12 protein-coding genes are annotated in these 12,479 nt (G+C 64.5%); 7 read left to right on the top strand and 5 right to left on the bottom strand.

All coding sequences use genetic code 11. From position 1 onward, the window contains the following. Positions 1 to 25: 25 nt before the first annotated feature. Complete coding sequence (locus B8446_RS15585; protein WP_048851224.1) at positions 26 to 1,021, bottom strand: TonB-dependent receptor plug domain-containing protein; 996 nt, start codon at positions 1,019 to 1,021, stop codon at positions 26 to 28. Positions 1,022 to 1,331: 310 nt separating this feature from the next. Between B8446_RS15585 and B8446_RS15580 the strand changes: the two genes are divergently transcribed. From B8446_RS15580 to B8446_RS15570, 3 genes are read left to right on the top strand one after another with little or no spacing between them, the layout of a single operon-like run. Then, positions 1,332 to 2,312: an N-acetylglucosamine kinase gene (locus tag B8446_RS15580; RefSeq protein WP_048851222.1), complete on the top strand. Its 981-nt coding sequence runs from the start codon at positions 1,332 to 1,334 to the stop codon at positions 2,310 to 2,312. Between the two features lie 37 nt (positions 2,313 to 2,349). Next, the gene (locus B8446_RS15575; RefSeq protein ID WP_048851252.1) at positions 2,350 to 3,303 is read left to right on the top strand and encodes an SIS domain-containing protein; all 954 of its coding nucleotides are present in this window, start codon (positions 2,350 to 2,352) and stop codon (positions 3,301 to 3,303) included. Next, a complete protein-coding gene (locus B8446_RS15570; RefSeq protein ID WP_048851220.1) occupies positions 3,300 to 4,355 on the top strand; it encodes a threonine aldolase family protein in 1,056 nt (351 codons plus the stop codon). The genes B8446_RS15575 and B8446_RS15570 overlap by 4 nt, the downstream gene beginning before the upstream one ends. Here B8446_RS15570 and B8446_RS15565 read toward each other — a convergent pair. Then, the gene (locus B8446_RS15565; RefSeq protein ID WP_048851218.1) at positions 4,323 to 5,090 is read right to left on the bottom strand and encodes a DeoR/GlpR family DNA-binding transcription regulator; all 768 of its coding nucleotides are present in this window, start codon (positions 5,088 to 5,090) and stop codon (positions 4,323 to 4,325) included. The two genes, B8446_RS15570 and B8446_RS15565, sit on opposite strands and share 33 nt — an antisense overlap. A 67-nt stretch (positions 5,091 to 5,157) precedes the next feature. Continuing rightward, positions 5,158 to 5,961: a 4,5-DOPA-extradiol-dioxygenase gene (gene ygiD, locus B8446_RS15560; protein ID WP_048851217.1), complete on the bottom strand. Its 804-nt coding sequence runs from the start codon at positions 5,959 to 5,961 to the stop codon at positions 5,158 to 5,160. Positions 5,962 to 6,158: 197 nt separating this feature from the next. Between ygiD and B8446_RS15555 the strand changes: the two genes are divergently transcribed. After that, positions 6,159 to 7,031 (top strand): TauD/TfdA dioxygenase family protein, encoded by an 873-nt coding sequence (locus B8446_RS15555; protein WP_241767832.1) that lies wholly within the window; start codon positions 6,159 to 6,161, stop codon positions 7,029 to 7,031. Between the two features lie 37 nt (positions 7,032 to 7,068). Beyond that, positions 7,069 to 7,554 (top strand): VOC family protein, encoded by a 486-nt coding sequence (locus B8446_RS15550; RefSeq protein WP_048851215.1) that lies wholly within the window; start codon positions 7,069 to 7,071, stop codon positions 7,552 to 7,554. 105 nt (positions 7,555 to 7,659) lie between these two features. Here the strand turns inward: B8446_RS15550 and B8446_RS15545 are convergent, their stop codons facing one another. Both B8446_RS15545 and B8446_RS15540 read right to left on the bottom strand, forming a co-directional pair. After that, a complete protein-coding gene (locus B8446_RS15545) occupies positions 7,660 to 8,784 on the bottom strand; it encodes a YeeE/YedE family protein (RefSeq protein ID WP_048851213.1) in 1,125 nt (374 codons plus the stop codon). Positions 8,785 to 8,903: 119 nt separating this feature from the next. Continuing rightward, positions 8,904 to 9,887, bottom strand: coding sequence for a helix-turn-helix domain-containing protein (locus tag B8446_RS15540; RefSeq protein ID WP_048851211.1), 984 nt, complete (start codon positions 9,885 to 9,887; stop codon positions 8,904 to 8,906). A 177-nt stretch (positions 9,888 to 10,064) separates the two neighbouring features. On the opposite strand from B8446_RS15540, the gene B8446_RS15535 reads away from it, so the two are divergent. Then, on the top strand, positions 10,065 to 11,198 hold the full coding sequence (locus B8446_RS15535; RefSeq protein WP_241767831.1) for an LLM class flavin-dependent oxidoreductase: 1,134 nt from the start codon (positions 10,065 to 10,067) through the stop codon (positions 11,196 to 11,198). Then, positions 11,195 to 12,472: a zinc-binding metallopeptidase family protein gene (locus tag B8446_RS15530; RefSeq protein WP_048851209.1), complete on the top strand. Its 1,278-nt coding sequence runs from the start codon at positions 11,195 to 11,197 to the stop codon at positions 12,470 to 12,472. The genes B8446_RS15535 and B8446_RS15530 overlap by 4 nt, the downstream gene beginning before the upstream one ends. The last annotated feature ends 7 nt before the right edge of the window (positions 12,473 to 12,479 follow it).

Here is a 12,479-nt window from a genome sequence, read left to right as displayed (position 1 = left end):
TCCTGTCACGCCACAGAATCAGCGTTCAGTGGAGCCGCTCTAGCGTGTAGGTCGGGTCGTAGTAGGCGGCGGAGCGTCCATATTTGTCGAACGTGGCTTTCGGCACGCTCATCAGGAACGGGAAGCTCTGCTGCGTGTAGGTCAGGAACACCTTGGCCGAATTGCCGTCGCCCCATTCCTTCATGATCTCAGAATCAACATGGGAGCGCCGGTCCCGTCCCGGGCCGAGCCACTGTGCGTTCGTGCCGTAGGAATAGGACGCGAAGGCCTTGATGCCGCTATGGCCGATCAGGCCGCTGTCCAGTCGCAGGAATTCGCGCGCCAGCTGGTGGTTGCCGTAGGACCCGTCGAAATGGCCGCCGAAATGGTCCAGCGGATCCGACATGAATTCCTGAACGGCGCCCGCGACCGAGTTGTAGACGGGGGACGTGATGTCGGACACGCCCTGCTGCACGGTGATCTTGCTGACGTTCTCCGTATCGACTGCGGATGAGGTGAACGGCGCATAGGAGCCGGGATCGGCCGCCGGCAGTCCCTCGAACGTGTAGCCCACCGACGTCTGGCTGAGGCCGCGCATGTAGAAACCGCCCTGGTCGGACTGCCCGAATGCATCGCCATTCGAGAGCGTCACTCCCGGAATATACTGGATCAGCGAGAGCGCGTTGCTGGTCGGCGCCTGTTTGGCGATGAAGTCGCGCGTGACCGATTGCTGGGATTTCGCTGCCGTTTCAGGCGGGAGAAGTCCGCCGCCCGGCGTCGTGTTGGTAACCCCGTCGGCCGACCTGATGCCGGCCCGCACTTCGATACGCTCCATGTCAGGCGACTGCGGAGTTACGGCTGCCTTCTTTCGTTTTGCAGCTCCGCTCGTCTTCGCATGGGCCGCTGTCGGTGTGGATTGATCCTGTGCCAGCGCAGCCGGGATCAATGCCGTCGCCGCAAGCAGACCGAGGCTCGCGGCGCCTGCGCGACGGGAGAGACGGAGTGCGGAAAGCCCGGGCGGGCAGACGCGGCGGTCGATCATGGAGCGGCCTTTCGGTTTCGGTTCCGCAATTGTTGATTGAAACGACCATTTTGCAAGCACGAAATTGATTGTCTGTGACCGAAACAAGGCAGGCCTCTGACATATATGGAGAAAAAATTTTGACCTCAGACTAGAGCGGAAGGCTCTCGCGCCTGCAACAATCTGTCCGGGATCGCGCGCCCTTCTTTTGTCTCTTCAAAACGATCACAAAAGATCGTATGAACGATCTCAAATGACGCGACGGGGCCATTGAAGCGGCGCACGAACGGACGCAGGGTTCGCGCCATCACTGGCGCCCCTCGGAGGAACGATGACGTCTCAAGGTCCATGGTCTGCCCAAGAGCGGGACGGCTGCGTCCTGGCGCTCGATGGCGGCGGCACCAAAACGCTTGTGGCCGTCGTCGCGCGCGACGGACAGGTGCGCGGGTTAAGGCGAGAGGCGGGCGTCAATCCGTTCGACGGGCCGGAATGGCGTCCGGGCCTCATTCGATGTTTGGGAGATCTGCCGGATGGCATCGTCGCCTGTGGCTTTGGACTGGCAGGTTATGGCGAGGACCGCGTGATGTCGGCGGCCCTGCGTGACGTGGTCCACACAGCCGTTCCATGCCCCCTGATCGTTTTCGGCAACGATGTGGAATTCGCCTGTGCCGGCGCATTTGCCGGTGCGCCTGGCACGCTGCTTCTGGCCGGCACGGGGTCCATGGCATGGCGCAATACGCCGGACGGGCACACGCACCGGGTCGGCGGCTTCGGCGCGCTGTTCGGCGATGAAGGAAGTGCATACTGGATCGGACAGAAAGCCCTGTCCTGGCTGTCGCAGGCGCTCGACGGGCGGCGACCGTTGCCGGATGACGAGCGATCCGCGCTGCTGTCCCTGCTGGGCATTACGGAAGATGCTGCCGATCCCTCGGCAGAGCTTCTGGCCTGGTATGCCGCCCTCACGTCTCCCCGCGCTCAGGTCGCAGCTCTTGCCGCGGGCATCGATCAGCTGGCGGTGCAGAGCGTGCCTGTTGCCTGCCTGCTTCTTGATGAGGCGGCTGCAGCGCTCGGCGCCCATCTCGTCGCCCTTCATGGGAAGCATGAGGCCATCCGCTGGAGCCACGGCGGCAGCGTGTTCCGCAGCCGGCATGTCCTGGCCCGTCTTGCCGCACGCTTCGGACCGCCTCGTCCACCCGCGCTTCCACCGATCGGCGGCAGTGCGCTGATTGCGGCGCGCGCCGCTGGCTGGGTTGCGGACGACGCCTGGGTCGCCCGGCTTGCAACATCATTGGCGGAAAGCGGCATCACGTGATGTGCCGACCGTCCGCATCATCACCAGAGGAGTGCCCATGAACGCCACCGAACGCGGTATCCGCGAGCAGTTTCCGCTTTGGGACCGCGTCGCCCGTGTGATCGAGCGCCCGACACCCGACAGGATGCAGATCGTCGTCGGCTGCGGCACATCCGTGCACATCGCCGACTCGATTGCCTGCGCGCTCAATGCGGGCGGCGCTCCGGCACGCGCGGTACCCGGCAACGAGTGGACGCGCAGGCCGCAGGACTACGTGCCAAGCGGCGTGCCGGTCGAAGTCATCGCCCTGTCGCGCAGCGGCGAATCGACGGAAACGGTGGCTGCAGCCCGGGCGTCGCGTCAGGCGGGCATCCCCGTGCTTGGCATCACCTGTGCGGACGGCAGCGCGTTGTGCGCCGAATCGGATCGTCTGATCTATGCCGAGACGCATGCGGAAGAAGGCATCGTCATGACCGCATCGGCAAGCCTGATGCTGCTGGTCGGCCTTCGTTATGCCGGACTCCCGATCGGGCATGAGACGACGCTCCGCGCCGAGAGGCTGCTGCGCGAGGGCGAAGGCGCGCTGCCGGGCCTGATCGAGGGACGCTCGCATTTCGTGTTCCTCGGCGGCGGCGCTTATTACGGTGTCGCGCGGGAGGCAGCGCTGAAGATGCAGGAGATGAGCCTGAGCCAGAGCGAGGCCCATCATCCGCTCGAATATCGCCATGGCCCGATCAGCCTTATCGACGAACGCTCGCTCGTGGTGTTTCTCTACCATCCCGAAACACGTGAGGAGGAAGCCGTGCTGGCAGCGGAGCTGATGGCGAAGGGTGCGAAAGTCCTAGGGCTCGGCGGTCCGGGCACCGTTTCCCTGCCGGTCGGCGGGGATCGCGGTGCGGGCCCGCTCGTCTGCCTGCCGCTGCTGCAGATGCTGGGCGAGGTCGTGGCGCGGGCCAAGGGGCTCGACACGCTGGCACCACGCCATCTGACAAAGGTCGTGACCGTATCATGACCACGAAGGCGCCTCAGCAGTTCGCCAGCGACAATTATGCGGGGATCTGTCCGGCAGCACTGGATGCGATGCTCGCGGCCAACGCAGGTTCGGCCGTCGCATACGGACGTGACGACTGGACGCAGGCCGCATCGGATGCCATGCGCGCGGCTTTCGAGGCAGATGCGGAGATCTTCTTCGTATTCAACGGAACGGCGGCGAATTCGCTGGCGCTCGCGTCCCTGTGTCGCTCCTACCAGAGCATCATCGCAGCCGACCTCGCCCATATCGAGACCGACGAATGCGGCGCGCCGGAATTCTTTTCCAATGGCGCCAAGCTGCTGACCGTGCCCACACAGGGCGGAAAGCTGACGCCGGACGCCATCACGGCCATCGCCACTTCACGCGACGACATTCATTTCCCCAAACCCGCCGTCGTGACCATCACGCAGCCCACGGAAACCGGGCTGCTTTACACGCTGGAGGAAATCCGGGAGATCGCGGCGACATGCCGTCGACTGTCGCTGAGGTTGCATATGGATGGTGCCCGCTTCGCACAGGCCGTGGCAGCGCTGGGCTGCACGCCTGCGGACATGACGTGGCGCGCCGGTGTCGACGTGCTGTGCTGCGGCGGCACCAAGGGCGGCATGGCGATCGGGGAGGCGGTGGTCTTCTTCGACCGGGCCTTGGCGGACGGGTTCGACTATCGCTGCAAGCAGGCCGGGCAACTGGCGTCCAAGATGCGGTTCCTGAGCGCGCCCTGGGTGGGTGTCCTGACCGAGGGGCGGTGGATCGGCTATGCGCGTCATGCCAATGCAGCCGCGCGCCGGCTCGGGGCGCGGATCGAGGCGATCGACGGCGTCTCGCTTCTGTTTCCGGTGCAGGCGAACGCGGTGTTCGTCGTCATGCCGCCTGCGGTCGCATCCGCCCTGCGTGATCGCGGATGGGTGTTCTACGAATTCATCGGGGGTGCCGCCCGCTTCATGTTCGCCTGGGACGCGGATCTTGCCCGGGTCGACCAGTTGGCCGACGATCTTGCCTCATGTGCGGGCGCGTCTGGTCGCAACGCCTAGCTGTTCGAGGTGGGTCACCCAGGCTTCGTCGAGCGCATCATCGGTATAGACCGTGGTGACGTGATCGATCGCCGCCACCCGGTATGTCGCGTGGCGGCCGAATTTCGCGCTGTCAGCCAGCAGATATTTCTCGGTCGAACGGCGCAGCATCGAGGCGTTGAGCCGCGCCTCGTCGCTGTCCAGCGTTGCAATCGCATTGTCGGACTGCACGGCGCTGGCCCCCAGATAGAGCTGGTCGAACCACAGGCCTTCGATCACCTGTTCGGCCAATGCGCCGACCACGCTTCGGTTCGCCTGACGCACGCGTCCGGCCAGCAGAACGAGTTCGATGGGATCGCATCCGACCAGGGCATCCACGATCGCCAAGCTGTTGGTGAAGACGGTCAGCGGGACCGGATCCAGCCGGAGCCTGCGGGCGACCTGCAGCACGGTCGTCCCTGAATCCAGAAAGATCGCGCTATGCGGGCGGATGCGTTCGAACGCCTGATCGGCGATGGCGCGCTTGGCCCCGAGATTATGATGTTCGCGGGACTCGAAGCCGACTTCGGCGCCCAGGGACCCCGCGATCTCCGCGCCGCCATGCGTGCGCAGGACGAGCCCCTGTTCCTCGAGCCGCTGGAGATCGCGCCGGATCGTGGCAAGCGACGTCTCGACCGCGCGGGCGAGATCATGAACCCCCGTTGGACCATGCATGTAGAGATGGCGTCGTATGAGTGTCAGACGATCCGCCTGCATGTCGATCCCGCGCCTTTCTCCTGAACACAATCGCGAAAAGAACTAGAGAGGGGCGGGGAAGGGGGTGTCAAGTCGGACGACCGGGCCACCATGCGATGCTGGTCATGCTCAGGGATGCGTGTTCGATGAAATGGGGGGCCCGTTCAGGCGTGTCATCGGCATCGGCGGCGCCGGCCGTGTACAGCAGGGGCCAGTAATGATCCGGTGACGGCACGGACAGGCGCGCGGGCTCGCCCATTGCCGCGAAATTTATCAGGGCTGCATCGTCGCCGGTCTCGATCCCTGCGCAGATCGCATCCTCGAAGGCCTGCGCCCACGGGTAGGGCGTACAGCGTGCGTTGTTCCAGTTCATCATGCGCAGATTGTGCACGATGTTGCCGGTGCCGATGATCAGCACGCCCTCGTCACGGAGAGGGCGTAGCCGCTGTGCCAGCGCATGATGGTCTCTGGGCGACAGGCTGCCATCGAGGCTCAGCTGGACGACCGGGATGTCGGCGTCGGGCCAGGCCTTGCACAGGACCGACCATGTGCCGTGATCGAGGCCCCATGCACCGGTATCGGAGGTGACCGGGGTCGGCTCCAGCAGGGAGGCAACCCGCGCCGCCAGGTCCGGATCGCCGGGCGCCGGATACTGCACGTCGAACAGTGCCTGCGGAAAGGCGCCGAAATCATGGATGGTTCTGGGATGGTTCATTGCGGTCACGGCGGTGCCGCGTGTCAGCCAGTGCGCCGAGACGCACAGGATCGCGCGCGGGCGGCCGTAATCCTGTTCGACCCGCTGGGCGATCGCGCGCCACCGCTGCGTCACGGCATTGTCCTGCAGCGCGATCATGGGGCTGCCATGCCCGAAGAAGACCACCGGCATGCGCATTGCACTGCCCTTTCAAAAAATCATCGCCATCAAATGTGCCACGGCCGGAATATCCTGCCAGAGGCCATGTCGGCATCGTGCTGTTGCGGCCTACTCTGCGGCGCATTCAGGCAAGCCAATACCGGAAAGGCTTGCATAACTGAACAGGAAGAATACGGACGATGGATCAGAAAATGCGAACCGGAGGGACGCCGACCATGAGCGATGCCATGACAGTGACGCAATCTCTCGAAATTCGTCCTCTGAAACCGGGATCCGGGTTCGGGGCGGAGGTGATCGGCTGCGACCTGCGGAGCACGGACGATGCGACGATGGCTGAAGTCGTGAAGGCTTTTCAGCATCACGGCGCGCTGCTCCTGCGCGGCCAGTCGCTCTCGCCCGATCAGCTCATGGCCTTCATCCGGCACTTCGGCACGCCCGAAGGACATACAATCCAGGATTTCACGCTTCCGGGCTTTCCGGAAATCTATGTACTGTCAAACAGAATCGAGAACGGCAGGGCGATCGGCGCCCATAACGACGGCGTTGGCTGGCATACGGACTATTCCTACAAGGAATCTCCGGTGATGAGCACGATGCTGTACGCCGTCGAGGTCCCCGAAGAGGGTTCGGACACCCTGATCGCGGACGGGGTCGCGGCTTATGAGGCTCTGCCGCCCGAACGCCGCGCCGCCCTAGAAAAACTGCGGCTGCATCATTCCTATCGCCATTTCATGGAAACGCGCGAGCACCAGCGGCGCGAACTGACGCCGGACCAGATCCGTGACAATCCGGACGTGATTCATCCACTGATCCGCACTCATCCCGCCGATGGACGCAAGGCGCTGTGGCCGTCAACCGGCACCGTTACCGAAATCATCGGCCAGGATGAGCCGACCGATCTGGCGATGCTCGACGAACTCGTCGACTTCATTACGCAGGATCGCTTCGTCTACCGGCACAAATGGCAGGTCGGCGACGTCCTGATGTGGGATAATCGCTGCACCCTGCATACTGGAACATTGTTCGACGACACGAAATACATTCGCACGATGCACCGGCTCTGGGTGCGTGGCGACCGTCCTTATTGAACACGCATTTTCCTGTCCGCAATCCGACTGAGAGCCCATGCCCAACACGCTGATTTTCGTCGATCTCGCAGCCGATGATCCGTCTGCCTGCGCCCGCTTTTACGAGGAGGTGTTCGGCTGGCGAAACGATCCGCGGCCCGAGGGGGAGTACCATCGCATGGTGCCTGGTGGCCAGTTCCGCAATCCCGATGGAACCGACAGCGAAATCGGAAATTTGCACATCGGGATTTTCAAGGCCGGCAATGCGCGCCCGCATCCCGAGCCTGCGGGCGTCGCGCCGCGTGAGGTCGCATCGGACGGGCGCCGCCCGCGTGTCTGGATCCTGATTGACGATGATGACACGCCCGAGCGGATTCTGGGCGCCGCAACCGAGCGCGGTGCGCGCGAGCTGTGGCGCAATCATTACTGGTCCACGTTCAACGGCTATAACCACGCGTTCGTTGACCCATGGGGCAACGAGATCGTGCTGTGGGGCAAGGCTGGGCCCTCTCCCGTGGTGCCGGAGCATTTCACGCGCGAATAAGGCGGCGTGCCGAACCGGACCGCTCATGTCATATGAGCGGTTATCCAGTTTGGCGTGGACAGAAGCAGACCGTCCAACGCCTGTAATGTCGGGCAGCGCGGCTGATCAGTTGCCCCGCAGCCGGACGCCGATCCAGCTTCCGGCCAGTGCGGCAGCCATCCAGACCCAACCCGATACGTTGCCGACTGAAATGGCGCTGAAATACGCGCCGATATTGCATCCGTTGGCGAGCCGCGCGCCGAAGCCCATCGCGATCCCACCCAGCAAGGCCATGGCCCACGCCCGCGGCGAAAAGCGGCTCCGCCAGTCGAACCGGCGAGATGCCAGTGCTGCCAGAACAGCGCCCAGCACGATCGATGCATCCATGAGCGAGGTTACATCGAGCGTGACGGGGGCCGCGAGTTTGCCGGTGAACCCCGGCCGCAGCCAGTAAGCCCAGCTTTCAGGCGAAAATCCCAGTGCGCCGGCCCATTTGCTACCCCACAACGCGAACGCCGATGTCTCGCCCCAGGGCTTGCCGATCACGACGAGCGTTGCCGCATTCAGGACCGCCAGCGCGATCCCTCCGATCAGCAGCCGACGCGGAATCGCGCTGCCGCGCATCGCCACGAACGCCGCGAGGAGAACCGCAAGCTGGATGGCAAGGCCGCCCCATGTGCCGAAGAGCGCCTGGACCGTCACACCCGGCAGGGCTGGAAGCGTCCAGAACCAGCCCATGCTCCAGGCGCCGATGCCCGATCCCACGACAAAGCCCAGCAGCGTGCCCAGCAGTCGGGCATTGCCGCCGCCGAGTGCAAACAGCGTGCCGGACGCGCAGCCCCCGCCCCACTGCATGCCGGCACCGAACAGGAGGGCGCCCAGGATGAAGGCGACACCGATCGGCGTCGCCTCTCCGTGCAGCGCGTGACCGAAAACATGGCCGAGGGACAGCATCGGAATCATCAGGGCACTGGCGACCCCCAGCATGACGGTGTGGGCGCGAAATGCCGAGACATCGCCGTGCGTCACCACGCGTCGAAATGCGCCTGCAAAGCCGAATTCCGTCAGCAGCAACACGGCCCCCAAGGACGCGCCGATCGGCACGGACTCGGCAAGGCGCAAGGTTCCATGCGGCTGTGCCGCCGCATTCCATGCAAGCGCCAGCAGCAGGACGACGCACACCGTCATGCCACCGATGCGAGCGGTGGGCAGGGTCAGCGCTGTGGACGGCCGGACGGCGGATTCGGACATGAGCGAGCCTTCTGAGACACAGGGCCCGATAAAATCCACAGTTCACGTGGAATGGCAAACCCGATCCACGATCCAATACGTTTATTCTATTGCACGAAAATCCGTCGTATAAACCGAACTCAGGTTTCGTCCTTGCCCAGGCGCTCCTGGCGCCAGGCGCGGGGTGTCATGCCGTAGCTCTGGCGGAAGCTGCGGCTGAAATGCGCCGCGTCGTTGAACCCCCAGCGAAAGCAGATCTCCGAAATCGACAGATGTGCCGAAAGCGGACTCGCCAGATCGTCCCGACACCGCGACAGCCGCCGCAATCGCAGATACTGGCTGAAGTTCTGTCCGGTCATGGCGAACAGCTTCTGCAATCCGCGTGGCGAGATACCGTGCTTGCGGGCAATGGCCGTCATCGTCAGATCGGGGTCGGTCAGCTCCGACTCGATGAGCTGACAGATGCTGTGCATGGCCGCGACGCGGCGGTTCACCGGCTGCGCACCGCCACCATAGGATGGGTCACTCAGCACGCTGCCGATCAGCAGCTCCGACAGGGCCAGCTCGACCGTGCGGAGCTGGCGCGTATCCAATGCATCGATCGCCTGACCCAGCCCCTGCAGAAAACCCGCGAACACCCGACGCACCCCGAGTGTCGGCGCCAGCACGCCGACCCGCAATGACGTCGGACCCAGCAGGCGCGGGTGGAGGGCCAGTTTGGGCAGGCGGACATAGAGAAGGGAGAAGGCGCGCGGCAGCGTCAGCATCGCATCGACGGCAAGCGGCCCGCAGGCAATGGCGCCGACTCCCATGTTCCAGGTCGTGCCCCCCGCAGCGAGCGTTGCGGGTGTCGTGGACGTGCCGGGTTGTTCGCTCAGCAGCAGGGCGAGCCATACCCCGTCGGTCTGGGCCGTATAACGCCCTGCAATCCGCTGCGGAGAACCATCAAGCCGCGTGATCTCTATCCCCAGCGGGGAAATGACCTGCATGGCGCGTCCCGCAAACCGCCCAGGCCCTGCGACCGGCGTCGCCTCCGGCAGTGACAGTCGTGCCAGCGTCTCGCGCCAGACGAGACCGGGCGGGCGGTCGGGATGATCGGCGACGTCGAATGTCCAGGGTTGCACGGAGTCTCGGTCCTTGGGGGCTGGGAATGAAGCGCATGCGCAACGGTTCCGGCGCCGGTCGACCCGGCACGACCCGAGCATACAAATCAGCATCGCGTTCAGACAAGAACTGGACCACAAGGGAGCCTAAGCTCGAACATACGGGCCTGACAGGCGGATCAAGGAGAGACACGCGCGATGCAAGCACCCGATAGCCAAAGCGTCGACATGCCGGGCGCCGATCTGCCATCCGCGCGCGGGGGCAAGGATTTCGGTATCTTCATGCCGATCGCCAATGGCGGGTGGATCCTGTCCTCGACCGGGCCCCGGATCGACGGCTCGTATGAATACAATCGGCGCGCGGCTCTCCTGGCGGAGGAGATCGGGCTCGATTTCATCATGGCGATGGCGAAATATCGTGGTTACGGCGGCCACACACGTCACTGGGACATCGCCCTCGATTCCACCGTCCTCATGAGCGCGCTGGCGGCCGAGACGAAGCGGGTCAAGGTCTGGACCACGTTCCAGACGCTGCTGCACAACCCGGCCGTGACTGCCAAGATGATCGCAACGCTCGATCAGGTAAGCCACGGCCGTGCAGGCCTCAATGTCGTGCCCGGCGCCTATCACGACGAGTTCGCCCAGATGGGCGCATGGCCGGAGACTCTGGGTCATGACGAACGCTACGATTATGCCGGCGAATGGCTCGATGCGGTCAAGCGTCTGTGGAGCGACGACCACGTCAGTCTGCAGGGGCGCTACATCACCCTGAACGACTGCATGTCCGATCCGAAGCCTGTGCAGACGCCGCGTCCCTTCATCGTCGCCGCTGGCCAGTCCGGCCGCGGCATGGAATTCGCAACCGCCTATACCGATGCGCTGTTCATCGGCGGGCGTGACGACGACGAAATGCGGGCAATCAGCCTGCGGGCCAAGGACATGGCCGCGAAGGCCGGACGTCGCCTGCGGACCTATGCAATGGCCATCATCGTCGAAGGCGAGACGGATGCGGAAGCAGACGCCATGCTGGCGACAATCCGCGAAGGGTTCGACGAAGAGGCCTTCGTCAACATGATGCGCGCCTACGGTGTGATCGACGCGGAGATCGGCCGCGAAAATTCGATGACGGCCCGGGCGCGTTCCGGTTTCATCGCGCCGCACGTTGCGGGTTCGTCGGAAACCGTCGCGGCCCGGCTGCAGCAGATCATCGACAATGCGGAACTCGATGGCCTGATGCTGATCTTTCCGGATTACGATACAGGATTGCGCAAGCTCGCGAAATCCGTCCTGCCGGCCCTGCGCGCACGATATGGCGCAACCGACCCCGCATGACGCACGGCGCGCTGCATAGCCTGCGGGCGCTGCTCGATCCAGCCGCCCTGCGCGCGCTGGTGCTCGACCTTTGCGCGATCCCGTCGCCGCAGGGCGGCGAACGCGATGCCGGAATGTTCGTCGAAAACTGGCTGACGCAGAGCGGCTTTTCGCCATGGCGTGTCGCGGCGGTCCCCGAGCGCTTCCATGTCGTGGCGACGATTGGCGGCCATGCGACGACAGCGCCTCATGCACGAGACCTGCTGATTGCCTCGCATCTCGACACCGAAGGTGGATTGTCGATCCAGCAGACGCGCTTCTCCCTGCCGCCCGGCCATCCGCCGGATGAAAAGGTCGAGGAACGGGACGGCGTGTTCTATGGAGCGGCGGTCGCCAACGACCGTGGGCCCATGGCGTGTTTCCTGATGGCCGCCGACCTCTTGCAGCGTGCGGGCATTCGGCTTGCGGGGCGCTTCCATCTCGCAGCCTGCCCGGGCGAGATCGGCCCCGATCCGATCGACGAGGTGCAGGGTGTTGCCAATTCCGGCAAGGACGTCGGGGCTGCCTATCTGCTCGCCAATGGCGGCATCGCACCCGATTTCATGATCGCGGCCGAAGGCACGGATTTCCGGGCAACGGCACAGGGTGCCGGATATGCCACGTTTCGCCTGACGCTGCTGGGCGAGCCGGTTTTCACGCCGCTGCTCGAGAGTCCCGCCGACCCGGGCGATCATCCCAATCCGATCTATCGGCTTGGCGGCGCAATCGCACGCATCAATGCCTGGGCACGGGATTTCGAAAAGGCGCATCGTTTCGAGACATCATGGGGCACGACGATCCCGAAAGTGCAGATCGGCGCGGTGCGCGGCGGCCTGCCGCATGCCATGGGCGGCGGCACAGGGGTTTGCGCGCTGTATATCGAGGTGGGCCTGAGTGCTGTCGATCGCGTGCAGGATGTGCGGCGCGAGATCGAAACGGCAATGGACGCCTTCGGACCGACGCTGCTGGACTGCGTGGCCTTTCGTCCCGGCGGCGTGGCAGACCCTATTGCGGTCCAGCCGTTGCTCGACGGCATCGATCGCTCGCTGCAGGCGACGCGCGGCGAACGGCTCGCCGTGGCGGATCCGGTGTACGCGTCCATGTGGCGCGATCACAACGTGTTCAATCGGGCCGGCATTCCGTCCGTCACCGTAGGGCCGCGACGGTTCCGGCCCACGCTCGACGACCTGATGGATGCGACCCTGCTCTATGCGTTGACCGCAATCGAGATCTGCGGCCTCGAAACCCCGGAGTGACACAGAC

The sequence above is a fragment of the Tanticharoenia sakaeratensis NBRC 103193 genome, from assembly GCF_000963885.1.
Taxonomy (GTDB): Bacteria; Pseudomonadota; Alphaproteobacteria; order Acetobacterales; family Acetobacteraceae; genus Tanticharoenia; species Tanticharoenia sakaeratensis.
The sequence above is the reverse complement of the archived record's forward strand: the minus strand, read 5'-3'. Positions and strand labels throughout refer to the sequence as shown.